Here is a 24,528-nt window from a genome sequence, read left to right as displayed (position 1 = left end):
CTTGCGCTGGGCGGTTGCTTCAGGGCCGCATCGACACCCGCGATGAGCGAGACCGCCACCCTGGTCCACCGGTCACCACTGTGCGACGCCCTCGTCGAGCTGTTCGAGGCCGGCTGGCAGCAGGCCACGCCCGTGTTCGGCAGCAAGGCCCAGGAGACGGAAGAACAGCCTGACCTCAGCGAGACCGACTGTGCTCTGCTCCACGCCGGGCTGAAGGACAAGTCCATAGCTCGCCAACTCGGCCTCAGCGAACGCACCCTGCGCCGCCGGATCACCGGCCTGAGCACCCGCCTCGTGGCGACGAGCCGATTCCAGGCGGGTGCGCAGGCGGCCTGCCGCGGGTGGCTCTGAACCGCCTGTGGTTCAGGGGGGTCGGGAGCGAAAGACTGTGGACGCCGGTGCTCCCTCAAGCACCGGCGCCCACTCACCCCTGCCCGAGGTGGTCTTGGTGAACTTTCTGTTCAGTTGTCAGGGGACGAGGATGAGGCGGATCGGGTCGCCGATCTTGTTCTCCAGCCGGTTGACCGCGTCGGCGGCCTCGGCGAGCGGTATGTGGTCGGTGATGGAGGGGGCCAGGTCGAGCCGGCCGACCTCGGCCAGCCGGACCAGCTCGGTGACGGACTCGGGAGTGCCGCCGTAGTGGCCGCGCACCTGCTTGCCCAGGTAGTTGAAGGTCAGGCCCTCGCTGATGGCGATCGGCCTGGGGCTGATACCGACCAGGATGAGGACTCCGTTCAGGCCGAGCACGGCGGCGGCCTGCTCACGGACCGCCGGCACGCCGGCGCAGTCGAAGGCGAAGTCCAGACCCCGTCCGCCGGTGGCCGCGCGGACCTGGTCGGCGAAGTCGTCGGCGGCCGGGTCCAGGGCGAAATCCGCACCGAAGGCCAGGGCACGCTCCCGGGCGCCGGGCAGCGGGTCGACGGCGATGATCGGCGCGGCGCCGGCCAGGCGGGCGACGCGGACGTTGTGGGCGCCGACACCGCCCACGCCCCAGATTCCGACGGACTGCGCGGGACGCACCCCCGCGGTGGCGACGACGGCGGCGTAGGGGGTGGAGACCGCGTCGGGGATGATCGCGGCTTGGTCGAAGGGAAGGTTGTCAGGGATGGGGATGAGGGTGTCCTCGCGGCCGAGGGTGTACTGGGCCCAGCCGCCGTCGTAGTCGATACCGGCGGTGAGCATCTGGGTGCAGGGGCGGCGGCGCACGCAGCCGGCGCACTGGCCGCAGGTCTTGCCGGCCTCCAGGGTGACGCGGGTGCCGACGGTCAGGCCGCGCTTGAGGTCGGGGCCGAGAGTGTGAATCACACCGGAGACCTCGTGGCCGACGGTGACCGTGTCGGAGGTGGCGAACAGCGGCACGAGGGAGCCGTCGAGCAGGTGGACGTCCGAGAGACAGACGCCGGCAGCTTTGACCTCGATGAGGACCTCGCCCGGGCCGGGCACGGGGACGGGGACCTCCTCGACGGCGAACTTCTTGCTGTCCAGGTGGAAGCGCCCGGCGAGCATGGTGTCCATGGTGCTCTGCTTTCTGTGAGCGGCACTCCGGCGGTTCGGCCGACGGGTGCCGTGTTGTGCCTCGTGGGTGAGTGGTGGCCGGGAAGGTGCGGGGTGTCAGGACCGCCGCACGCCTCCCGGCGTCTGGGGGGGGGTCAGGCGAAGACGTCCTGCTGGTAGCGCTCGTCGGCCTCGAGCTGGGCGAGCCACTGCTGGGCGGCCTCGTCGTCGCTGCCGGTGTGCCTGCGGTACATGGCGGCGAGCGCCTCGCGTACGGCGGGTGCCATGCGGCGGCCGTCACCGCAGACGTAGATGTACGCGCCGTCCTGGATGGCCTGCCACACGGTGTCGGCCGCATTGGCGATGGCGTCCTGGACGAACCGGGCCGGGTGGCCGGTCACCGCGGAGAAGGCGGTGTGCACCTGGGCGATCCCGGACTGCTCCCAGGCCTGCATCTCCTGGCCGTAGAAGTAGTCGTGCTCCGGGTGGCGGCAGCCGACGAAGACCTGGGACAGGCCCACCTGGGTGCCGTTCGCGTGCTGGTGGGCTCGCTCCTCCAGGAAGCCGCGCAGCGGCGCGATGCCGGTGCCCGGGCCGATGAGGACCAGCGGCGTTGCGGGGTCGGCCGGCGGGGCGAAGGTCGGAGAGGGCACGCGCACATAGCCGTAGACGACGTCGCCGGGATTGAGGCCCGCGATGTAGGAGGAGCAGGTGCCGCGGTACCGGCCGTCACCGGACAGGGCCGGTCCTTCCAGCAGGCCTACGGTCAAGCGCACGTGGCGCGGGTCGGCCAGCGGAGCGGAGGAGATGGAGTAGAACCGCGGGCGGATCGGGCCCATCATCTCCAGGAACACCGCCAGCGGCAGTTCGACCGCGGGGAAGCGCTCCAGCAGGTTGAGCACGGAGACGCGCTTGCCCAGGACCTCGGTCTGGTAGCGCTCCTCGGCTTCGGCGGTGTCGGCCGTATAGGCCTGCAGTTGCGGCCGGGTCCAAGGGCACTCGGTGTGCCCGGCCAGCGTCTGTATCTGGGAGCGGGTGGCCACGTCCTGCAGCTCCAGGAACTCGGTGAACAGCAGACCCGCGGTGACGGGCGTGCCCACCGGGAGGTGCGTGCGGCCGCCGGCGGGCTGGTCCAGGCGCAGGACCTGGTCGCGGTCGACTCCGAGCCGCGCGAGGGCGCGGTTTACCAGCTGCGGCTCGTTCTTGGCGAAGACGGCCAGGTGGTTGCCGGTGTCGTAGGTGACATCGTCGGGGAGTTCGATGGTGATGGACTTCGCGGCCGGGCGCGGCGGCTCGATGCTGAAGTCCCACAGGCCGGTCGGGTCGTTGACGAGTTCCTCGTTGGCGACGACCGTGAGGGGGTAGGCCTGCTCGGAGACGATCGCGGGGCGCACGTCGGCCTCGGTGAGCAGTTGGACCTGGAAGCGCGGCCCTGTGGTTTCGGAGGTGTCGGCGGCGTACTCCTCGGCCAGGGTGGTCCAGAGGGTGTCCATCCAGCGGGTGGCCATGCCGTCGAAGTCACCGGCGGCATCCGCGATGCCGCGCTCGATGACGCGGGTGGCGCCGGCGGCCAGCAGGCCTGCCTCGATCCGCTTCGGGAAGCCCTGGTAGGTGGCCACCCACTGGGTGTTGCCGGCGCCCAGCAGTGCGAACCGCACGTTGGACAGCGAGCCCTCCGGGAGCCCGGCGGTGAGCAGTTCGTCGAAACGCTGCGCGTTGTCCGGAGCCTTGCCGTTGTAGCTGGAAGCCACGACGACGAGCAGGCCCTCGGCGGGCAGGTTGTCGCCCAGCTCGTCCAAGCCGACCAAGGTGGTGCCGAACCCCGAGCGCTCGCCGCGGTCGGCGATGGTGCGCGCCAGGTCCTCGCACGAGCCAAGGCTGGAGCCGTAGGCGACGGTCAGGTTCACCCCGACACCGCTGACCGCGGCCTGGTGCTGCGTGTCGTCGGTCTGCAGGTCCGCGACGCCGAAGACGGTGCGCTCGTGCTCCTGACGGGACCGCACGACCAGCTCGAAGTCGCCGGGCTTGCGCGTCAGCGCCTCCCGCACGTCCATCTTGTAGTCGGTCGTGTCGGAGAACTTGAACTTCTGCAGCACCAGCGCGAGGGCCAGGCGGGCCTCGGTGAGCGCGAACTGCCGGCCGATGCAGGCTCGCACACCGTTCCCGAACGGCTTGTAGGCGTGCGGGTGGTGGTTGACCCGGTTCTCCGGCAGCCACCGGTTGATGTCGAACTCCTCCGGCCGCTCCCACGCCTTGGGATGGGTGTGCAGGGGGCCTTCGAGGATGTTGACCCTTGTTCCCTTCTTCAGCCCGTAGCAGCCGCCGATGACGGTGTCCTCCAGCGGGGACTTGCCGATCATCGGGATCGGAGCCCACAGGCGCAGGGTCTCCTCCAGGATCCGCGGGATCACGTCCATCTGCATGATCGTGTCGTAGTCCGGGACCGTGTCGCCCGGCAGCAGCCGGTCCACCTCGGCGTAGGCCTGGGCAAGGACGTGCGGGTTGCGCATCAGCGAGTACGTGGCGAACGACAGCAGACCGCTGGTGGTCTCGTGGCCGGCGATCAGGAAGGTCACCACCTGGTCGCGGACGTTGTCGTCGTCCAGACCCTTGCCGGTGTCGGGGTCCGTGGCCTGCAGCATCAGACCCAGCAGATCATCCTCACCCGCGTCGATCCCCTCACGGCGCTCCTTGATCACCTTCTCGACCAGGTCCCGCATCAGCTGGATGTTCTCGCGGTACTTCTTGTCGTCCGCCTTGCGCATCTTGGTCATCATCGGAAGCTCCTGCGAGCGCCGCAGCGACTCCACCAGCGCCTCCAGCAGCGCGTTGAGGAAGGGGTGCAGATCCTCCTTGGCGAACGAGTCGAACCGGTAGCCGAACCCCGAAAGGGCGATCGTGTCCAGGGTCAGCCGGGTGTAGTCGTCGGTGATCTTGACTGGCCGGCCCTCCTTGCTCTCCCACTTGCCCACCAGGTTCTGAGCGATCTCCAGCATCTGCCCGTAGTAGGACTTCATGGCCCGCTGGCTGAACGCCGGCAGGAGGATCCGGTGCGCCATGCCCCATTCCTCCTCGCGCTGATGGGCCGTGAACAGGCCCGCACCCGTGAAGTCCCGGACATGGTTCAGCGGCGTCTTCTCGATCTGCTTGTAGAACCGCGTCTCGTCGCAGACCTCGGCCACCAGGTCCGGGTCCCAGACGAAGACCTGCTCGATACCGGCGATCTCCATGCCGTAGAGCCCCTCGGGGAACTGCTTGGACAGCTTGCCGAAGTACTCCACCGGGTTGGCGCTGGGGATCTGCGGCGTGTGGCCGAAGAGCGGGACCCCGCGCGGAGACCGGATGGGTCGCAGGCCGGCCTCGGGCTGTGTGGTCATGGCTTGCTCCTTTGTACAGGGAGGGGATGGCAAGGGCGCCGGCCGAAACCCGGCCGCACCACGGAAACATACGCCGTATGGAATTGGTACCATACGCCGTATGGAAAGTCGACCGCAACCCGAGGCCATCCGGGCGACCGACAGGTCACAGCGCGGCCGGATTCACTTCCGTACGATGTACGAAACTGATACCGTACGGGGTATGGAAAAGGCGAAGCGTCCCGCTCGGGGAACCAGGAAGAGAGAGGTGCCTCTGACCGAGGCCGGGATCTATGCCGCCGCCGTGCGGCTCATCGACGCGGACGGGGTCGAGGCGCTCACCATGCGCAAACTCGCGACCGTGCTTGATGCGAACCCGATGTCGCTGTACCACCACGTGCCGAACAAGGACGCCCTACTGCGCGGCGTGGCGAGAATGGTCGGCACCCAGTTCCGCACCGTGACACTGGAGGACGCTCCCTGGCAGGAGCGCATCCGCCTGCTCGCCACGGATTTCCGGACGCTGGCGCACCGCCACCCCAAGCTCATGGCCTACTCGTTCAGCCACCAGGCCGACTTCATCCAGCCCGCAGACCCGTTCTGGGTTTCGCTCGCCGCGATCCTGGACGCCGCTGGGGTACCGCACTCCGAGCTCCCGCAGATCGCCGCCCTCGTGTGCGCCGTCATCACCGGTGTCCTAACCGCCGAGCTCAATGGCGCGCTCCACCAGTGGTCGAGCCTCAAGCCCCCCACTGTCGGCGAAGACGGACTCCCCCATCCCGGCCATGACGAGAACCGTGTCTTCCGCCTGGCGCTGGACACGCTCATCACGGGTCTGGAGAGTCGACTGGCCGCCGGTGGTGACGGCCAGGGCGCCGGCCATTGATTTTGCAGACTTGAAGTGTTGCGGCCTGACGCCGGCCCGTGGTCGGGCGGGCTCAGGCCGCAGCGCGCATGAGGAGCGCACCCATCACATCCGGAAAGGCCCTCTCCGTGCGGCCGTGGCAGATGCGCGGTGTGCTGCGGCTGGGCCGGTCGGCCGATCTGTGGCCGACCTGGTGGTTACACCGTCGGCGGATCCACGTGCGCGCCCTACGGGTACACCCTGCCCTACGCAACCTCGCGGTCAGTGTTGCCGCTGTGGGCCCGCCTGGATGGTGTACGTCACCCGCGGTCTCGCACCGTCCCAGGAAACCGCAGCGTCCGCCAGTGGCAGGGCCCTGGATGCCGCCGTGCGGCTCGCTCGCACCCCGGACGACGACCCTGCGCATGGACTGGCCGGCCAAGCTCCGGACGCGGCAGCAGCCCAGCGCACGGTGCCGCCAGTACGCGTTCATCCCCGGTACGCGTTCATCCCCGGTCAACGGGCCTCCATGTCACCGGGCGTCGGCCGCCCGTACCGACAGGCGCTCAACCGGGTCTACGGCAACTGCAACCGTCCCCTCGACCTCGCCAATCTCGTCCATGCCGCTTGCCGTCCAGCTAGCCCCTTGGCGGAGTTGCGCGGCGTTCCGACACGAACGAGAAGGCGCCGCAGACTTCCAGCGGCTCGGTACCTGTCACCGCAAGGGTGAGTCGGCGGTGGGCGTCAGCACGGACTCGGCGACGCCGACGATCTGACTGATGTCGAAGCCCTCCATGTCCGCGCGGAATTCGGGGCTGGAGAGGTACGCCTCCAGCCGCTCCTGAACGTCGTCGGCGTCCCGGTAGGAAACGAGGGCGTACAGCTGGGGAGCCTCATTCCCGGGAGCCGCGGGCGCCGTCCAGACGCCGTGTGTGGTGATCCTGTGCTTGGCCATACCGGGAATGTGCTTGGACCAGATGTCCTCGTAGGCGACGAGCGCCTCAGAGCTGCGCAGTGTGTAGACACGAAGCTGGTACTGGGACATGAACACTCTTTCCTTCTCTTCTGCCGCCGGGACAAAGATCCCCAGCTCTTCTGCCGCCGGGACAAAGATCCCCAGCGGCACGGCGGCTGGGAGGCTTCTCTCAGCCTTTCGCGAACAGGTTCCCCAGTTCGAGCTCCCAATCGATGTGTCCGGACTCGGTGCCCCGTGGCACCAGCGCCTCCGTGTTCTCGAGGAAGGTCCTGACGTCCTGCACGGGAACCTCGAGCAAGGCGGTCCCCGCGGGAGACCCGAGGACGATGTACATGGCTTGGTCACCACGGTCGACGGCCGGCCAGACCTGGATGTCCCCACAGCCTGCGGAACCCGTCAGGCCATCGGCCAGAAGATCACGCCCCAGGACCCACTCGGCCTGCTCGTCAGTGTCGGCGAAAAAGGCGGCACGGACGACATAGGGATCAGTGGGCTCGTACCGCAGGCTCATGCACATGGACAGCGAGTAGGTGCGCGAGATGACAAGCTGCACGGCCATCCCTTGCATGACGGTCTTCAAAGACTCCATCGACTTTCACTCCCGGCTGGGCGGCGGTCAGCGAACGCTGATCTCAACCTGGCCGTCGTGATACCAGCCACGGATCTCGTCCCAGGAGTAGCCCAGTTCGAGCAGGTAGCCGACACCGTGGTCCCAGCGGTAGTCGCCGGCGTTGACACTGACGGCCGGACCCTGGACGTGCGCGGATGTAGAAGTCGCGGCCGAAGCGGTACCCCCGGCACCAAGAACAGCGACACTCGCGACCGCCACGGAGGAAGCGGTGACGGCAACGCGCCTCGTGAGCTTCTTCATGATCTTTCCTTCCCGATTGGTGCGCTCTGCACCATCGACTACATGCAGGCGATGTGTGGCGCCTGGTGCCCGAGCAAACTCTTCCATACGACGTATGGAAGTACCTTCCCAGAATTACCATACACCGTATGGAACTGTCGAGGTGGCGAAATTGGCTCGCGCGGCCGACAGCGGCATGAACAGCTCGATGTCCTCACCCAGACCGCGTCGGCCGCCTGGACGAACTCCGCCTGGCCTTCGAGAAGATGTTCACCTGCATCGACCATCTCGCGCTCTGCATCGTGGAGATCAGCCACACCGACGAGCAACTGGACAGCAATTCCCGGGCGTTCACCTAACCCTCGCGCCCGAGGGACGAGCTGCCCGGGATTTCCGTCCCCGGAGCCGTGGCATGCGGGCGTCCGGCTCCGACCCCATGCTGGAAACGAGGGGGTGAGGCCACGGAGGGAGTGGTGGGGACACAGACCGTTGTGGATCTCACGCGCTGCCAGGACTATGCGCAGTGCGTGTTCCTCGCACCGGAGGTGTTCGAGCCGCACGGCGAGGAGGGGTTGCTGTACGCCACGGCCGTCCCGGACGACCCGGTCGAGCGCGTGCGCCAGGCTGCAGCGGCGTGCCCGGTCCGGGCCATCCTCCTCGGCTACCCATCCCAACTCTGAGGCTGCGGGGCGGCGACAGCAGGCGAGACCAGCCACACCAGTCCATTACGCAGGCTGCGAGACCGGTGCATAGTCGGCGCCAGTCGACCGGTGCGCGACAGGATTCTCTTCACGCGGCAGCGCGAAGGGGCTGTCGGGCGAGGTCGCGGGCCTCATCCGGGGAGAGGCCGAGCACTTGCAGGATCATCTCGGCCATTGTGCCTGCGGCCTGGTCACTGTCAGCCTCGGGCTGGTTGCACCACAGTTCCAGGAGCGCCAGCAGGCTGCCGTTCAGCACGGTCAGGGCGATCGCCGGGTCGACCACGGTGAACCGGCCTGCGGCCATACCTTCCTCCACGTCGCGCTTCGCCCGCGCAGCCAGTCCGTCGCCGGCGCATATCCGACCGAGCTGGCTGTGGCACAGGATCTGCATGATCTCCGGATATGACTCGGCCATGCGCGCACTGAGCCGCACACCCCCAGCGAGGCGCTCGGCGGGATCAACGACGCCGTGCAGGCGTTCGGCGACGGCTTGGCCGTACTCCTCCAGCGCATCGGCCACGGCCGCGTCGAACAGGTCCGGCTTGCCCGTGAAGTGGTTGTAGAAGGAGCCGAGGCCCACGTCCGCGCGCTCCGCGATGGCATGGATGCTGGCGCCGGCTCCACCGGACTCAGCCAGGATCTGCCGCGCGGCGCGGACGAGTGCCTGGCGAGTCTCGGCACGACGGCGTTCGAATCGGTTCCTGCGTGGGGCTGGCATCGGCATGCTCCATGAATAAGAGCAGCAGTTCTGATGGATTCATCATCACATCGCCCACCTCGAGTGTCCACCGTGGCCTACCGTCCCGACTTCGCGGTCGCGTGATGCGACAGTGCACAGTCACATCTGACGCTTTGATCAATTTCGGGGGACTTGACGATGAAGCGCTCGTAACTGACTATTTCATCAGAAGTGGACAAAGTGGTCCAAGGTCGGCAAACGTCGCGCCGGTGAACCACTCAACCATCGGCGAGGCAGCGCGCTCTATCGCACGCCCGTCGCGGCCGGTCCCGCCAGGGCGCTCCTCAGACCCCGGCCACCACCGCCGTTCCGCCGCAGCTGCAGATCGGCCCGACGCCGCATATGCCGACGCTGTCGCACACCTCCGCACCGATGGGAAGAACCGGATGACGAACACCGACCACACGCCACTCACCGAACCGGTGAGCCCCCGAGAAATCCCCGATGCGGCAATAGCGATGCTCGATACGGAGGGGACCGTGGTGGGGTGGACGCACGCCGCCGAGCAGCTTGTCGGATACTCGGCCGGGGAAGTGGTGGGCCGGTCCGCCGCACACGTGCTGTCGCCCGCCGAGGACGCCCCGAGTGCATCAGCGTTCGCCGAGCAGTGCCGTGCCCAGAATGGCTGGTCCGGCACCGTGACGGTCCGCCACCGCGACGGCCACGCCATCAAAATGACGCTGCGGATCTCGATGCTGTGGGGGCAGGACGCCGGCACCCGGTGGCTGGTGTCCGTGACCGACATAGGCACCCTGTCCTCGGGGGCGCCCAACGGAGCTGTGCGGGAGTCGCTCCTGGCCCGCGCACCGATCGGCATCGCCGTCTATGACCCGCAGCTGCGCTGTACCTGGGTGAGCGACGTCATGGAGCGCCACGTTGGCGTTCCTCGTGACCGATGGTTCGGACACCGCCTGAAAGATCTGTTCCCTGGCTTCGAGGCGGAAGCGCTCGAGTCAGTGATGCGGCAGGTGCTGGAGAGCGGCCCCACCAAGGTCCACGAGTACCGGGCGTGGCCGCCGGCGGACCGGGGCCGCGCGCACGTGTTCTCGGCCTCGTTCTTCTGCCTCCAGGACGCGGACGGCAAGGCACTGGGCGTGTGCTCCATGAGCGTGGATGTCACCGGCAATCGGCGTGCGCGCGAGCGCCTTGCCATCCTCAGCGAAGCCAGCACGCGCATCGGCAGCACCCTCGATTTGATGCAGACCGGTCAGGAACTGGCCGACCTTGCCGTGCCCCTGCTGGCCGACCACGCCATCGTCGACCTGGTGGAGTCGGTTCCGTTCGGCGTGGAGCCCTCGGCGCGGATCGGCACGACGAGCGGCCGCCCCCCTGTGTTGCGCCGTGCCGGGGTGGCCTCCACCGAACAAGGTGTCCTGGAGTTGCCGGCGGTGCGCGAAGAGGTGGTCCACGTCCCTCCGACCTCGTCATTCGCCGCCGCCCTGCGCACGGGCAGGTCTCACCTGGAACCGGTGCTGGACACCCAAGCCGGCCCATGGGTCGACCACGACCCATCGCGAGCGCAGAAGGTCCGTGACAGCGGGATCCACTCTTTGATGGTCGTACCCATCCGTGCGCGGCGCTGCGTGCTGGGATTGGCGCTGTTCGGCCGCTCCACGGAACCGACGCCGTTCCAGGAGGACGACCTCCTCCTCGCCGAGGAGCTCGTCACCCGGGCCGCGCTCAGCCTGGACAACGCTCTCCAGTACGCTCGCCAACGCACCGCGGCCCTGACGCTCCAACGCGACCTGCTCCCCCACCATGTGGGAGGCGGCGCCGCCCTCGATGTGGCCTCGCGCTACGTGCCGGCTGACACGGACCACGGCGTGGGGGGCGACTGGTTCGACGTGATCAAGCTGTCCGGCGCCCGGGTGGCTCTCGTAGTCGGAGATGTGGTCGGACACGGCATCAACGCCGCGGCGACGATGGGCCGATTGCGCACCGCCGTCCGCACGCTCGCGGACATGGAATTGCCTCCCCACGAACTGCTGGCGCACCTCGATGACACGGTCAGGCGGCTGAGCGAGGAAGATGCCGACGCTCTGGAGCAGTTCCCCGCGGCGGCGGGCGCCACCTGTCTGTATGCCGTCTACGACCCGGTCACCCGGCAGTGCACGATGGCGCGGGCCGGGCATCCCCCGCCCGCGATCATCGACCCGCAGGGCCATATCACTTTCCCCGACATGCCCGCCGGGGCCCCACTCGGCCTCGGCCTCGGTCTGGTCCCCTTCGAGTCCGTCGAACTGGAACTGCCCGAGGGAACTCTGCTCGCCCTCTACACCGACGGTCTGGTCGAGTCCCGCGACGACGACATCGACGTAGGCCTGAATCGCCTGGGCGCCGCCCTGGCAGAGACCGGTTCGTCCCTGGAAGACCTGTGCTCTCAGGTGATCGAGACCTTGCAGACTCCGGCCCCGGCCGACGATGTCACCTTGCTCCTTGCGCGGACTCGCGGACTCGAACCGGCCCAGGTCGCCTCCTGGGAACTGCCGAACGAGCCGGCCGCTGTCCGCATCGCCCGGCAGGCAGTCGCCCGTCAGCTCAGCGAATGGGGGCTTGACCATCTGGTGGCCACCGTGGAGCTGATCGTCAGTGAACTGGTCACCAACGCCATCCGCTACGGCGGTGGGCCGATCCGCCTACGCCTCATCCAGCACCAGGTCTTGACCTGCGAAGTCTCCGACAGCAACACCAGCCACCCACGCCCCCGTCAGCCCCACATCATCGACGAGCAGGGCCGCGGTCTCTTCCTCGTCGCTCAGTTGTCCCGCAGGTGGGGCTCCCGCTCCGCAACGGACGGCAAGGTCGTCTGGGCCGAACAAGACCTGCCCTCCAAAGCCGTTGCGGTGTGACGCGCTGCCGACGGCCGCCACAGCATGCCGATCCCTCGAGCCGCAGGCTCTCGTAAAGGAAGCCATAGATGGATATAGAGAGTGTCAAGAACGCCTGCTCGGCAGGCGCCTCCCAAGGATCGACTGGCGTCTCCGGTTCCGGTCCCAGCGGCGGGTTGTACGCCTTCGACGGTCCAGCAGCCGCCGTGCTCGACCATCGAGGCGCGGTGGTGCGGTGGACCGGGACAGCAGAGGACCTGACGGGGTTCCGCGCCGAGGAGGTCTGTGGCCGCCCCGTGCAGGAACTGGTGGCCGACCTCCCGGACGACCTGCGTGGCGCCACGGAGATGCCGGCGTCCGGCCGGGTACGGCTGTGGCACAAGTGCGGCGACACCATCGATGTCACCTTCAGGACCACCAAGGTTGGGGGCTCGGCGGAGGTCCTCGTCCTGGCGGCCCCTACCCACCACGTCGCCGGCCACGAGCAGGGCGCGGCGCTTCTGCGTGCACTGTCCGCACAGAACCGGATCACGATCGCTGTGCACGACACGGATCTCACCACTGTGCAGACGAACGCCGCGCCGGGCACTCTCGACGGCCGTCCAGTACGGCCCGGCTCTCGGCTGAGCGACGTGCTGGGCGCCGAGGACGCCGAGAACCTCGAGACGCTACTGCGCCAGGTACTCGAGACGGGTGCCCCAGTGATCCGCAGAAACCAGCACGTGAGCTGTCTGCACGATCCGGCGCGGCAGCAAGCGCTGTCGCTGTCCGCCTTCCGTCTGGAGGACGCGCGAGGACGCCCCACGGGGGTCGCAGTCCTGTACTTCGACAACGCCGACCAGATGCGCGCCCGCCGTCATCTGGATCTCGCCCGCGAGGTGGCCGAGCGAGTAGGAGGATCCCTGGATGTCGTGCGCACCGCGCAGGACCTTGCGGACGTTCTCGCACCTGCGTTCGGGGATTTCGCCGCAGTCGACCTTGCGCACTCCGTTTTCGACGGGGACGAACCCTCGAAGCAGCTGAACGGTGGAAACATGGGCAACGCGGCCCTTGCTCCGGCCACCGCGGTGTGGCCGGCCGGCATCAAGCGCGGCGAGTCCATCCCGCCCCTTCCCGACCACCCCCTGCTGCTCAGCTTCCTGCACGGCGAGCCAGTCGTCTTCAGCCTTGACGACTTCATCGCCATGGTCAGCGACCCGCAGCTGGTCGAGTATCTCGTCCCGAAGGACACCCATTCGGTGATGGTGGCACCGTTGCATGCCCGCGGGCTCACGCTCGGCGCCATAACGGCCTGGCGTTGCGGCCGATCCGACCCCTTCACCGAGGACGAGGCGGATCTCATGAGGCAGATCGCCTCACGGGGTGCACTGGCCATCGACAACGCCCGCCGTTACACGCGCGAGCACCGGGCGGCCGTAGCGCTGCAGCAGCACCTCCTTCCCCCGGCCACGACCGACACTCCGGCAGCCGAGACCGCCGGCGTCTACCTGCCCGCAGGCGGGGGAGCGGACATCAGCGGCGACTGGTACGACGCCATTGCTCTGCCCTCTCTCCGAGTGGCCCTTGTCGCCGGAGACGTGGTGGGCCACGGCATGCCCGCAAGCGCCACCATGGGCCGCCTGCGCGCCGCCATCCAGACGCTCGCGGACCTGGAACTCGAACCGGACGAGCTGCTCACCCGGCTCGCGGACCTGGTCCAGCGCCTCGCGGCCGAAGCCCCGTCCGGCGACCGCGACATCGTCGGCGGCACATGCCTGTACGCGGTCTACGACCCGGTCACCAGGCGCTGCGCCATGGCCAGTGCCGGGCACCCGCCACCCGTCCTGGTCCGGCCCGACGGGACCGCCGAAGCAGTCGGGATCTCCCCGGGGCCACCACTCGCCCTCAGCGGCATGCCGTACGAGACCACCGTGATCGACGTCGAGCCGGGCAGCGTTCTCGCTCTCTACACCGACGGCCTGGTCGAACGAGGCGATCGCGACATCGGCCAAGGCCTGCCGCGCCTGACGGAAGCCCTCGCCGCGCACTGCCGTCCGGATCGTGCCCTGGACGAAACCGGCCGGGCTCTCCTCGCCGACCTGGCCGACCAGGCCCCGCGCGACGACGCGGCCCTGCTGCTGGCCCGCACCCGCGCCGTCCCAGCGGCGGACACCGCTCACTGGGAGATCCCGGCCGATCCGGCCGCCGTCTCCAAGGCTCGAGAGTGGATAACCCGCCAACTCACCATGTGGGGCCTGGACGACCTCCTCTTCACCACCGAACTCATCGTCAGTGAACTGGTCACCAACGCCATCCGCTACGGCCGTCCGCCGATGGACCTCCGTCTGATTCGCCACCACGTCCTGGTGTGCGAGGTCACCGACTCCAGCAGCACCCAACCCCGCCTGCGGCGTGCTCGCACAACCGACGAGGGAGGACGCGGCCTGTTCCTCGTCTCTCAACTCGGCGGACGATGGGGCTGCCGCCATGGCCAGAACGGCAAGACGATCTGGTCCGAGCAAGCCATCCATGGTTCCCCCTGAAGCCCATCCTCCAACACAGGCAGAGCCGCCAACCCTGACCTTCATGAAATCGCGGTCAGAGCCAAGTACGTCGTCGACACTGGCGGCCCGTTGGCTGCGGCAACGTGAACCGGCTCCGCTTGTCAGCTTGGGTTCGGCCCCACTGATCGATCTTCCGGGCATGAATTGGCAATGGAATTTGGCCTCACTCAGGTCGAGCGGCATGCTGATCCGACACGCCGGGTTCGACGCGCGGGCCTGGCAATGGGGTGCGGAGGATCGCGTTGATCGTCTGGGTGAACGGTGCGTTCGGCAGCGGGAAGACCACGTTGGTGGACGAGTTGCGTCCTCGTTGGCCCGAGGCACTGGTCTATGACCCGGAGATGGTCGGCTTCGTGCTGCGGGAGATCGTGGAGGTACCGACTGGCGACTTCCAGGATCTACGGTTGTGGCGGCGACAGGTTGCCGACCTGGCGGTAGGGCTGATCGAGGAGTACCGCCGCCCGGTCCTGGTCCCCATGACCGTGGTCGACCCCGGCTATGTCGGGGAGATTTTCGACGCGTTGAAGAACGCGGGCATCGACCTTCACCACTTCTTCCTCAAGGTCTCTCGAGAGACCTTGGAGAAGCGGATCGACGGACGAGTCTTCTTCCCTGATGATCCCGAGCGGGAGGAACAGGTCCGACGCTGGGGCAAGGACAGGATCGAACCGTGCATGGCCGCGGTCGACACCCTGCCCGGCGACACGGTGTTCCTGGACGGAGGGCTGACACCGCCGGAGTTGGCCGACCAGGTGTTGGCCCGTATCGGGGTGGGTTCGGACAGGTAGGTCACCCGGGCGTCGCGAAAGGCGCCATGGGTACGGCCAGTCGAGCGGGTAGACAGCTTCCGGAGCGAACGCCTGGATCAGGTCGAGCCCGGCGTACAGCCCGACTCGTCTGCCCCTATCTCCTTTCGCGGGTGGCAGGGGCGCACTGAACAGGGCCGGAAGGTCTCCAGGGTCACGCCTCGGCCGTATCGGCGTTCAGGGGATGCGGATGTGTCCCGGCCTGTAGGCCGTCCATGAGGAGCCTGATCTGTCGGTCGGCCTGTCCTTTCCAGTCTCCGGTCACGTCCAGGCGTAGAAGCCCACTCATGGCCAGCACCACATCAGCTGTCTCAAGGTCGGACCGAATCGTTCCGGCGGCGACGCCCGCGGCGACAAGGGTGTCGATCGTGTCGAAGACCTGCGCGTACGACTCCGACGCCCATGCTCCACTGGAGGGCCCCACGCTCCGCAACGCTTCGGACATGTGCTGCTTCGCGACCAGCAGACTGGCCAATCGGGCCATCCACTCGCGCAGCGCCTGGTTCGGCGGCAGCGTCCTGAGGAGATCCTCCGCGGTGGAGCACAGCTGCTCCACCTCGTGCTGGTAGGTGGCCAGGACGAGGGCCTCCCGCGTCGGAAAGTGCCGGTAGAGAGTACCGATGCCCACCCCGGCAGCTCTGGCGATGCTGTCCAGCGGCGCGTCCTTACCCGAGTGAGCGAACTCTTCCAGGGCTGCCGCCAATAGCTTCTCCCTGTTACGTCGGGCGTGTGCGCGCATGGGCTGCGCAGGTCCTTGTTCGTGCATGCGTGCTGCCCTCCAGACCGGCGCGCTGACCGAACGACAGCAGCTGGCATCTCACCCTCGCCTGCTTAGCGGAGGATCCTCCGTTAACGTCCCACGTACCGGAGGATCCTCCGGTACGTGCGTCACAGTACAGCCACATCGAACGGAGACATCCCGTGAGCAAGGCTTCACTCGGTGGCCTCACGACGTCGTCCCAGGGGCTCGGATGCATGGGAATGAGCGAGGGGTACGGCCCGACCAGTTGGGACGACGCGATCGACACGATCCGTCGCGCCCTGGACCTGGGTGTCACACTCATCGACACCGCCGACGCCTACGCCTTCGGCCACAACGAGGTGCTGGTGGGCCGGGCCATCGCCGGTCGTCGGGACGAGGTACAACTCGCGACGAAGACGGGTATCGACCGCATGGGCAGCGACACTTGGGTGCTGCGCGGGGAGGCGAACTACATCAAGCGCGCGTGTGACGCCTCCCTCATGCGTCTGGGTGTCGACCACATCGACCTCTACTACCTGCACCGGCCTCCGCGGACAGCAGAGATCGAGGAGTCCGTCGGGGCCATGGCGGAGCTGGCGAAGGCGGGAAAGATCCGGCACATCGGCCTTTCCGAGGTCGATGGCGCGCTCCTGCGGCGTGCCCACGCCGTTCATCCGATCGCTGCGGTGCAGAGCGAGTACTCGATCTGGTCCCGCGATCCCGAGACGGCCGTCGCGGACTGCCTGCGTGAACTGGGTGTGGCACTGGTGGCGTACGCACCACTCGGCCGAGGCTTCCTGACGGGCACGGTCGATGTGACATCCCTACCGCCGGGCGACGCCCGTAAGCGGCTTCCCCGCTTCCGGACGACGGCCAACCAGGTCATCGCGGACGCCGTCCGCGCACTGGCGGAGAAGAAGGGTGTCGCTCCGGCCCAGCTGGCGCTCGCCTGGGTGCACGCGCGCAGTGAGCACCTCGGCATTCCCGTGGTGCCCATCCCGGGAACCAAGCGCGTGAAGTGGCTGGAGCAGAACGTGGCCGCCGCTGACATCGAGCTGACGGCCGACGAGGTCGCCACGCTCGACGGGCTGGCCGCGCAGGCGGTGGGCGGGCGTTACTGAGCGATGCGGGGAGGCCGTGGCGCTCCGGCGTGGCACAACGGCCCCCGCACCGGCCCACCGTGGGAGAGCCATGGCGATCACGTAGTACGGTCACGCGCGACGGCGGACGCTGGAAGGGGAGCCATATGAACCAGACGTCGGACGAAGTCGCGCGCATCGAGGACGCGGCGCTCACCCGTGCCGCGCAGGCGGGTGAGGTCACCGCCCTCGGCCTACTGCTGGAACGGCACCGGGCAGGCATGCGCGCGGTGGCGCTGAGCGTTCTGGGGCCGGGGCCCGACGTCGACGACGTGGTCCAGGACGCGGCGGTGACCGCGCTCCGCCGCGTGGGCGACGTCCGCGACCCGGCGGCCGTGGGCGCATGGCTGCGGATGATCGTACGCAACGCCAGCCGTTCCCTGTTGCGGTCCTCCGTCCCCGTCCAGCCGATCGACGATCTGCACCTGCCCGCCACGGACGCCGATCCGGAGCGGCGGCTGGAGCAGCACGCGATGCGGGACTGGATCTGGGAGGCCATCGAAGAGCTGTCCCCGGCACTGCGCCTGCCCCTGGTGCTGCGTCACTTCAGCACCGGCGTCACTTCCTACGAGCGGATAGCCGACGCCTGCGGAGTCCCGGTCGGCACGGTCCGCAGCCGGCTCAACCAGGGGCGGGCCAAGCTCGCGACAGCCCTCGCCGCCACAGCGGACGCCCCGCACGGCAACACCGCGCAGCGCCTACGCGCCAGCCGTGTCGAGGCACACGAGACACTGGCCGCCGCCGAGAGCGGACGCTTCGGCGCGCTGATGACGGAGCGCTGGTCGCCCGAGATCGCCCTGCTCAGGGGGAACGACCCGGTGGGCGGCAGGAGCGTCCTCGCACGCGGCATGGACGGTGACCTCGAGGCCGGTGTACGGCAGCGCCTGGTCCATGTCGTGGCCGGGCGGTCCCTTGTCGTCTGGGAGATGGACCTCCTCAGCCCCGTCGACAACCCCGACCACTGCCCGCCCTCGGTGGCCTGGCTGATGACCCTCGACGACGCCAGTCGTCCGCACCGGCTGCGCCTCCTGCATCCCAGGCCGGTGCAGGCCCTCCAGTCACTCCGCCCGATGTGACGGGCGTCACGCGGTCCAGGTCGAACTTCGTCCTCTCTCCAGCGTCATGCCGGTGTCTGTCATCGACACCTGCCCGATACGGAGAACCCATGACCACCTCTGCGACCGAACCTCTTGCCGCCGGAACGCACACCGTCGAGATCGACGGAGTCGTGCAGCGCTATCACGTCCACGGCACAGGTCCGGTGTGCGTCGCGCACTCCGGCGGACCTGGCATCGTCTCGGAGTACCTGCGCATGCCCGCACTGGAGCGGCATCTGACGATCGTCTACCCGGAGCCGATCGGCACCGGCGGCTCCGGCCACCTGCCCTCCCACCCGCACGGCTACACCCGGCCCCGCTACAGCCGGTTCCTCGGAGCGCTGATCGAGCACCTCGGCGTCCCCGAAGTGTTCCTGCTGGGTCACTCGCACGGCGGCTTCGTCGCCCAGTACCACGCCCTGCACCACCCCGAGCGCATCGCCGGGGTGATCCTCTACGAGAGCGCGCCACTGACCGGTCCCGAACACGGCGCCGAGGCCATGCGCCTGGTGCAGTCGTTCGCCGCGCTCCACGCCGACCACCCCGAACTCCCCGAGGTCCTGGCCGCGTTCCAGGCGATCCCCACCATCTCCGACGACGCACAGATGACAGCCGTCGCCAGGGGGCTGCTCCCCGCGTACTTCGCCGACTACTGGGGGCGCGAGGACGAGTTCGCTCCCCTACGTGCCTCGGTGCGGGCCGCGCACATCTCCGGGCTGGACGAGAACCTCTCCCCGGACGTCATCGACGACCGTGCGGACCTCGGCTCACTCACCGTACCGACCCTCGTCCTCGTCGGCCGCCACGACGTCATCTGCGGGGTGCGATGGGCCGAGGAACTGCACCTGCTGATCCCCGAATCGGAGCTGCTGATCCTGGAGAACAGCGGGCACTTCGGTCACCTCGAGGAGCCGGAGGCCTTCTCGCGGGCGGTGACGCGTTTCGTGACGGCCGTGAACTCCCCTGACAGCTAAGTCATTTGAGCGAAGCCGGAACGGACGGTCCAGCGTGAGGCTCGTCCCGCGACGATCCTGGAATCGACGCGGACGAGGCGGGGCGCTGTATGAGCCGCTTCGTTCATCCGGCGAGGACGAGGTTGCGGGGGTGGGGCATCACGATGCCGGTGCCCGGGTAGCCGCCGTCGGCGATCGTGAGCGTCCTGCCGACGGCGGCTTTAGCGCCGGACTCCTTCCATGCCTAATTCGCTCATAGCGACTGCGGGAGATGGTGGTACACGCCAGAGCTGTTCGAGAGCGGAGGTGTCTCCGTATTCGTGGGGGACAGCGCATGCCACGGGTGTTAAGGGGAGGGACAGCGTGATCTGTTGCGGAATCGACTGGGCCGAACGCCACCATGACGTCGCCCTGGTCGACGACACCGGCCAGCTGCTGGCCAAGCGCCGCATCAGCGATGACGCGGCCGGCTACCGCATCCTGCTGGAGATGCTCGCCGAGTACGGCGACACCGAAAACGAGCCCATCCCGGTGGCGATCGAGACCAGCCGTGGACTGCTGGTCGCCGTCCTGCGCGCCTGCAAGCGGAGGGTGTTCGCCATCAACCCGCTGGCCGCCGCCCGCTACCGCGACCGGCATGGGGTGAGCCGCAAGAAGTCCGATCCCGGCGATGCCCTGGTGCTGGCGAATATCCTGCGCACCGACATGGCCATGCACCGGCCGCTGCCTGCCGACACCGATCTCGCCCGCGCTATCGCCGTCCTGGCCCGGGCCCAGCCGGACGCGACCTGGAGCCGCCAGCAGATGGCCAACCAACTCCGCTCGCTGCTGCGTGAGTACTACCCTGCCGCCCTGGATGCCTTTGCGTCGTGGCAGAACGGCCTGTGCCGACCCGAGGCCCGCGAACTCCTCAAGCTCGCCCCTACTCCTACACGGGCCGCCCGTCTCACGCGCACGCAATTGCGCTCCGCGCTCACCCGGGCGGGACGCAGTCGTGGGATCGAAGCGGAGGTCGAACGGCTGCGGGACGTCTTCCGCGGCGACTACGCCCACCAGCCGCCACTGATCGAGGACGCCTTCGGCAGACAAATGCTCGCTCTGCTGGGCCAGTTGGAGGCGACCGGCCGCGCCGCCGACGACCTCGCCGGGGCAGTTGAAGAGACATTCCCTCAGCACCCGGATGCTGAAGTGATCTTGAGCTTCCCGGGTCTCGGCGTCCAGCTCGGCGCCCGGGTGCTGGCCGAGATCGGCGACGACCGCCATCGCTTCGCTGACGCCCGGGGACTCAAGGCATACGCCGGATCCGCCCCCCGTCACGCGGGCCTCCGACAAGAAGCACTACGTCGGCCGCCGCATGGTCAAGAACGACCGGCTCAATCACGCGGGATATCTGTGGGCCTTCGCCTCCATCACGGCCTCCCAAGGAGCTGGCGCTCACTACCGGCGCCGACGAGACCACGGAGACTGGCACGCCCAGGCTCAGAGGCACTTGTTCAACCGCATGATCGGCCAGCTCTATCACTGCCTGAAGACGGGCGAATTGTTCGATGAGCGCCTCGCGTTTTCTTCCCCACTACAGGCGGCGGCTTGACACCTTAACGCCGTGCGATGTCTTGCAGTCGGCACGGTTGCCCGGCAGTGGCCGGCCGACCACGATGCCCCGGCGGCTGTCGCCGTCGATGACGATCTGGTGATTGGCGGAGCTGGAGCGAACTCGCGCTCACCACGGTGTGCGGGGTGCCCTCAAGTCCGCTCGCTCCGGAACCGTGTCAGTCATTCTCCTGCGACCTTCGCGTTGCGTGTAGCCGCGCGCACCGGGCACGAGCGGCGTCGTGGGCGCTGCGCAAAAGCCGCACGGCCGTGTCCGTCGTCCTCTCACCGGGATTGACGACAGAGATCCAGCCGAGTGCCCCGTATACCGGGTGCGGCATCACCGTGTCGGCCGCCGCGTAGTCGCGAGGTCGGGTGAGGCTGCGCGGCTCCTCCCCAGTGAGCTCTCCGAACGTCGCGCGGTCGACGTGGATGTTCAGGCGCCAGCGGCCCGGAGAGTCAAGGTCGGAATCGGCGTCGTCAGGGTAGTTCTTGGTGACGATGGTCCCGTAGGGCTGGACGTTCTGAGGCACCCGACCGTCGGGGGCGTAGTAGAAGAACGCATCCCCCCACACGAGCTCGGGGAAGTCGCCGCCCTGCTTCGGAGCAACCACGAGCGCGCCGACGAAGCCTCGCACGGTCGCGATGATCTGTTCCATACTCATGGTTCAAGCATCACCTTCAAGTGCCTATGTGGGGTTGGCTGATGGGCGAGCTGGTGAGCGGTTCGCGACGGGTACCGCTCCGAACCGTCGATGTCGCCGGAGAGTCGGGGTATTCGGTGCAACAGGTTCGCGACCTGGAGCGACTCGGAGTCATTCCCCCAGCCGCTCGATCGAGCAACGGATACCGTTCCTACACACCGCTGCACGTGCATGCCCTACGCGCCTATCGAGGACTCGCAGGTGCTGTTGGGCCAGTCACAGCCCGGCACATGCTCGCGGAACTGCGTACGGAGACGATCGCGGAGGCGGCCTCGGCGATCAACGCGGTCCATGTTCGGCTCGCGCGGGAACGAGAGGAGGCTCTGCGCGCTCAACAAGCGCTGCGTGCGATCCAAGCCGAAGCGAACACAACCGAGTTCGAGCAAGAGAGTGACGCGATGACGATCACACAGCTCGCCGGAGCGCTCAATGTACGTCCCTCCACTCTGCGGTTCTGGGAGCAGGAAGGGCTTGTCATGCCCGAGCGAGTGACGTCACTGCAAGCACGCCGCTACGATCTTTCAGCCATCAGAGCGGCCCGAATCGTCGCGGCCCTGCGCGGCACCGGTTACAGCATTCCCGCAGTGCGCGAGATCATGGGCTCCCTGCACCAACTCGACAGCCTGGGCAAGACCCAACGCATCCTGCAACAACGCCTTGACCAGATCGCCACACGGACCGTGGCCCTACTCCGAGCGGGTGCAGACCTGGCAGCCGTCGTTGGCGACCACGGCTCGTAGGCGCTGGTGGGTCAGCGTGGCGACTTCGCCAGATGATGGAGCGGCGGATCATGCTGCCTTGCCTTTTGTGGCTGGCGTGGTCGGTGCCGTCGAGGGTGAAGTTGCGCAGGGCGGTGAACTGGGCCTCGATGTTCAGGCATGAGGAGTTGGTCGGGGTGCAGGCGATCCCGACGTTGTTGGCCGCGGCCCAGTCTGCGACCTGGCGGCACCGCTTGGTGGTCAGGGACGGAGAGTAGCTGTCGCACACGTCCGTCGGGCGGACCGTCGCTGAGTGGATGGTGCGTAGGTGGCGGCAAGGTGTCGGCAGTTCATGCGGGCTGCATGTATCCCCTGGTCGTGCCAAGAGATCGGCAGATGCCGTTCGAGGCCCTGTTGCTCGTCGCCGGGAGCCCGTGCACGTCTCCCCAGCGGTCATCGTCCCGAGCCTGTGCGAGCAGGGGCGGGCCGGCGCGTCACCTCACCCCGTCGGCAGGCGGCCCCAGCAACACCGGCACCTCCCGCGGCCCGTTCGAAATGAACGACTCCGTCGGACGCAGCGCACCCGGCTCCACCGCCAGCCGCATCCCGGGGAAGCGTGCGAACAACGCCTGAAGGGCAATCTCGGCCTCCAGCCGCGCCAACGGCGCGCCCAGGCAGTAATGCACCCCATGACCGAACGACAAATGCTCCCGCCGCGTCGCCCGCATCACATCGAACCGCTCCGCATCCTCCCCGTGTACCCCCGGATCCCGCCCCGCCGCCGCGAACCCGATCACCACCGCATCCCCCCGCGGGATCACCGTCTCCCCCACCCGCACATCCTCCACCGCATACCGCAAAATCGCATTCGCCCCCGGCGCCTCCACCCGCAACGCCTCCTCCACCACGTCCCCCCACGACGCCCGCCCCGACCGCACCAACTCCAGCTGCCCCGGCTCCCGCAGCAACAACACCACCGCGTTCGCCAGCAGATTCACCGTCGGCTCACACCCCGCGCTCAACAACATGATCAGGTTGTCCACCAACTCCTTCTCACTCAACCCCCCACCCCCCGGGGCCTCCGGGCCACCCGCGCCCGCACCGTCCGCGACGTCTGTGAGGCCTGTGAGGTCCGAAAGGGCAGCCGGATCGGCGGGATCCGCTCCGCTCCCCGCAGCGATCAGCGCACTCGTCAGGTCCTCAGCTGGACAACGCCGCTTGAACGCCACCAACTCCCCCATCGTCCGATACAGCGCCGCGTAGTTACGCCGCGCATCCTCCAACGACACCCCCGTGGCGAAAAACCCCTCAATGATCTCCCGCAACGCCCCCCGGAACTCCTCCGGAATCCCGAACAACTCCAGCATCACCTGACTCGGCAACGGCTGCGCATACAACCCCCGCACATCCACCACACCGCCCCGAGCCTCCCGCGCCGCCTCCTCCATCCCTTCCAGCAGCCCTGCCGCGATCTCCCCCACTCGCGGACCCAACAACCCCACCCGCCGCGCCGTGAAAGCCGACCCCATCAACCCCCGCAGCCGGCGGTGCTCCGCCCCGTACGACGTCACCAGATTCTGCACCGACACCCACACCGCCAAGGGCCACTCCGCCCCCACCTCACCCCGCTGCCACGCCGGCCAATGCCGATACGCATCCTTCGAGACCCGCCCATCCGTCAACAACCCACGGATCACCGCCGGATCCGTCACCGCCCACGCTCCCACCCCACCCGGCAACACCACCCGCGCCGCCTCACCTTGCCCCCGCAACAACGCCCCCTCCCCGTGCACATCCCGCCCCAACCCATCCATCACATACGGGCACCCACCCCGCGCAGCACGCAGACCCGGCACGCCCTGCGCATCCGGCACATCCTTCTGGTCCGGCCCGTTCGGCACGGCACGCAGGTCCGCCACGCCCCCGCCGCCGCCCCGCAACTCCCTCTGCTCCTGCTGCTCCTGCCGGCCCCGCTCATCCCGCCGACCCTGCTGCTCCTGCTGACGCGCCACCGGACACCTCCACGACATAGACCGCGAAAACTTCCCGACAAGCACCACAAACACACCCCGGCACCACGCCCGCACCACCACCCGGACGCCCACCAGAGGCACAACCCCACACACGCCAGGCCCCGCCCCGGAAAACCACCCCGGAATCCCGCCATCAGCCACGGACCCCCGACACCCGATCCCCGCGGCCCACAGGAACCCACCCCCTGGGGCACACGCCCGGGACCCGGCCCCGGATGCACACCCGGACCTCACACCAGCAACCGCCCAGCCCCACACCGCGCACACCCGGGCACACACCCTGGGTGTCGGTCACAGGCCGTGTATATCCGGGTGTCGGCCCGGGCCATGCGCATCCCGTAAACCGTCCCCCCGGGCAGCACCGACACCCGCCAGAGAACCACTCGCAAAACAAAACCGCTCGGCCGGTTTCACTATAGCCTCACCCGAGACCCA

Annotated in this window: 19 protein-coding genes and 5 pseudogenes; 11 read left to right on the top strand and 13 right to left on the bottom strand. The window is 68.3% G+C overall.

Annotated elements, in window-relative coordinates:
• Positions 1–42: 42 nt before the first annotated feature.
• Positions 43–351 carry a LuxR C-terminal-related transcriptional regulator gene (locus KVT44_RS47515; RefSeq protein ID WP_217574551.1) on the top strand — a complete coding sequence of 103 codons (309 nt, stop codon included), beginning with the start codon at positions 43–45 and terminating at the stop codon, positions 349–351.
• Between the two features lie 117 nt (positions 352–468).
• Here KVT44_RS47515 and KVT44_RS47510 read toward each other — a convergent pair whose 3' ends face one another.
• On the bottom strand, positions 469–1,515 hold the full coding sequence (locus tag KVT44_RS47510) for a zinc-binding dehydrogenase (RefSeq protein ID WP_217574549.1): 1,047 nt from the start codon (positions 1,513–1,515) through the stop codon (positions 469–471).
• Between the two features lie 134 nt (positions 1,516–1,649).
• On the bottom strand, positions 1,650–4,871 hold the full coding sequence (locus KVT44_RS47505; protein WP_217574546.1) for a cytochrome P450: 3,222 nt from the start codon (positions 4,869–4,871) through the stop codon (positions 1,650–1,652).
• Positions 4,872–5,118: 247 nt separating this feature from the next.
• On the opposite strand from KVT44_RS47505, the gene KVT44_RS47500 reads away from it, so the two are divergent.
• Positions 5,119–5,736 (top strand): TetR/AcrR family transcriptional regulator, encoded by a 618-nt coding sequence (locus tag KVT44_RS47500; protein WP_308314313.1) that lies wholly within the window; start codon positions 5,119–5,121, stop codon positions 5,734–5,736.
• Positions 5,737–6,409: 673 nt separating this feature from the next.
• Here KVT44_RS47500 and KVT44_RS47495 read toward each other — a convergent pair.
• The 3 genes from KVT44_RS47495 to KVT44_RS47485 all read right to left on the bottom strand — a co-directional run bounded on the left by KVT44_RS47495 (position 6,410) and on the right by KVT44_RS47485 (position 7,541).
• Entirely contained in the window at positions 6,410–6,739 is a 330-nt protein-coding gene (locus KVT44_RS47495) for an NIPSNAP family protein (protein WP_217574542.1), read from the bottom strand.
• A gap of 100 nt (positions 6,740–6,839) precedes the next feature.
• The gene (locus KVT44_RS47490; protein ID WP_217574540.1) at positions 6,840–7,259 is read right to left on the bottom strand and encodes an SsgA family sporulation/cell division regulator; all 420 of its coding nucleotides are present in this window, start codon (positions 7,257–7,259) and stop codon (positions 6,840–6,842) included.
• 27 nt (positions 7,260–7,286) lie between these two features.
• Positions 7,287–7,541, bottom strand: coding sequence for a hypothetical protein (locus KVT44_RS47485; RefSeq protein WP_190174717.1), 255 nt, complete (start codon positions 7,539–7,541; stop codon positions 7,287–7,289).
• A gap of 452 nt (positions 7,542–7,993) precedes the next feature.
• On the opposite strand from KVT44_RS47485, the gene KVT44_RS47480 reads away from it, so the two are divergent.
• Positions 7,994–8,200: a ferredoxin gene (locus tag KVT44_RS47480; RefSeq protein ID WP_217574538.1), complete on the top strand. Its 207-nt coding sequence runs from the start codon at positions 7,994–7,996 to the stop codon at positions 8,198–8,200.
• Positions 8,201–8,309: 109 nt separating this feature from the next.
• Here KVT44_RS47480 and KVT44_RS47475 read toward each other — a convergent pair whose 3' ends face one another.
• Positions 8,310–8,945 (bottom strand): TetR/AcrR family transcriptional regulator, encoded by a 636-nt coding sequence (locus KVT44_RS47475; protein WP_217574536.1) that lies wholly within the window; start codon positions 8,943–8,945, stop codon positions 8,310–8,312.
• 401 nt (positions 8,946–9,346) lie between these two features.
• Between KVT44_RS47475 and KVT44_RS47470 the strand changes: the two genes are divergently transcribed.
• The 3 genes from KVT44_RS47470 (at position 9,347) to KVT44_RS47460 (ending at position 15,119) form a co-directional block, all read left to right on the top strand.
• A complete protein-coding gene (locus KVT44_RS47470; RefSeq protein ID WP_217574534.1) occupies positions 9,347–11,809 on the top strand; it encodes a SpoIIE family protein phosphatase in 2,463 nt (820 codons plus the stop codon).
• A 68-nt stretch (positions 11,810–11,877) separates the two neighbouring features.
• A complete protein-coding gene (locus KVT44_RS47465) occupies positions 11,878–14,310 on the top strand; it encodes a SpoIIE family protein phosphatase (RefSeq protein WP_217574532.1) in 2,433 nt (810 codons plus the stop codon).
• A gap of 263 nt (positions 14,311–14,573) precedes the next feature.
• The gene (locus KVT44_RS47460; RefSeq protein WP_217574530.1) at positions 14,574–15,119 is read left to right on the top strand and encodes an AAA family ATPase; all 546 of its coding nucleotides are present in this window, start codon (positions 14,574–14,576) and stop codon (positions 15,117–15,119) included.
• A 172-nt stretch (positions 15,120–15,291) separates the two neighbouring features.
• Here the strand turns inward: KVT44_RS47460 and KVT44_RS47455 are convergent, their stop codons facing one another.
• Positions 15,292–15,876 carry a TetR/AcrR family transcriptional regulator gene (locus tag KVT44_RS47455; RefSeq protein ID WP_217574528.1) on the bottom strand — a complete coding sequence of 195 codons (585 nt, stop codon included), beginning with the start codon at positions 15,874–15,876 and terminating at the stop codon, positions 15,292–15,294.
• A gap of 182 nt (positions 15,877–16,058) precedes the next feature.
• Between KVT44_RS47455 and KVT44_RS47450 the strand changes: the two genes are divergently transcribed.
• The 3 genes from KVT44_RS47450 (at position 16,059) to KVT44_RS47440 (ending at position 19,089) form a co-directional block, all read left to right on the top strand.
• Positions 16,059–17,000 (top strand): aldo/keto reductase, encoded by a 942-nt coding sequence (locus KVT44_RS47450; RefSeq protein WP_308314312.1) that lies wholly within the window; start codon positions 16,059–16,061, stop codon positions 16,998–17,000.
• A gap of 125 nt (positions 17,001–17,125) precedes the next feature.
• Positions 17,126–18,094: an RNA polymerase sigma factor gene (locus tag KVT44_RS47445; RefSeq protein WP_217574526.1), complete on the top strand. Its 969-nt coding sequence runs from the start codon at positions 17,126–17,128 to the stop codon at positions 18,092–18,094.
• Between the two features lie 89 nt (positions 18,095–18,183).
• Entirely contained in the window at positions 18,184–19,089 is a 906-nt protein-coding gene (locus tag KVT44_RS47440) for an alpha/beta fold hydrolase (protein ID WP_217574524.1), read from the top strand.
• 130 nt (positions 19,090–19,219) lie between these two features.
• Here KVT44_RS47440 and KVT44_RS47435 read toward each other — a convergent pair.
• Positions 19,220–19,312 (bottom strand): annotated as a pseudogene (locus KVT44_RS47435) (IS5/IS1182 family transposase); the annotation flags it as partial.
• A gap of 119 nt (positions 19,313–19,431) precedes the next feature.
• On the opposite strand from KVT44_RS47435, the pseudogene KVT44_RS47430 reads away from it, so the two are divergent.
• Positions 19,432–20,659, top strand: a pseudogene (locus KVT44_RS47430) (IS110 family transposase).
• Positions 20,660–20,680: 21 nt separating this feature from the next.
• Here KVT44_RS47430 and KVT44_RS47425 read toward each other — a convergent pair.
• A pseudogene (locus tag KVT44_RS47425) lies at positions 20,681–20,770 on the bottom strand (IS5/IS1182 family transposase); the annotation flags it as partial.
• A gap of 67 nt (positions 20,771–20,837) precedes the next feature.
• Entirely contained in the window at positions 20,838–21,317 is a 480-nt protein-coding gene (locus KVT44_RS47420) for a DUF6194 family protein (protein WP_217574619.1), read from the bottom strand.
• 47 nt (positions 21,318–21,364) lie between these two features.
• Here KVT44_RS47420 and KVT44_RS47415 point away from each other — a divergent pair, with 47 nt between their 5' ends.
• On the top strand, positions 21,365–22,102 hold the full coding sequence (locus KVT44_RS47415) for a MerR family transcriptional regulator (RefSeq protein WP_217574522.1): 738 nt from the start codon (positions 21,365–21,367) through the stop codon (positions 22,100–22,102).
• Here KVT44_RS47415 and KVT44_RS60825 read toward each other — a convergent pair.
• The 3 genes and pseudogenes from KVT44_RS60825 to KVT44_RS47410 all read right to left on the bottom strand — a co-directional run.
• Positions 22,049–22,397: pseudogene (locus KVT44_RS60825) on the bottom strand (hypothetical protein); the annotation flags it as partial. The gene KVT44_RS47415 and the pseudogene KVT44_RS60825 sit on opposite strands and share 54 nt — an antisense overlap.
• Positions 22,398–22,440: 43 nt before the next feature.
• Positions 22,441–22,539, bottom strand: a pseudogene (locus tag KVT44_RS59115) (N-acetyltransferase); the annotation flags it as partial.
• A gap of 15 nt (positions 22,540–22,554) precedes the next feature.
• Positions 22,555–24,072, bottom strand: a complete 1,518-nt coding sequence (locus KVT44_RS47410; RefSeq protein WP_308314311.1) for a cytochrome P450 — start codon at positions 24,070–24,072, stop codon at positions 22,555–22,557.
• Positions 24,073–24,528: the final 456 nt, after the last annotated feature.

This window comes from Streptomyces sp. GbtcB7 (genome assembly GCF_019091445.1).
GTDB classification, from domain to species: domain Bacteria; phylum Actinomycetota; class Actinomycetes; order Streptomycetales; family Streptomycetaceae; genus Streptomyces; species Streptomyces mirabilis.
Note: the sequence above shows the minus strand (reverse complement) of the source record. Positions and strands in the feature narration are given on the sequence as shown.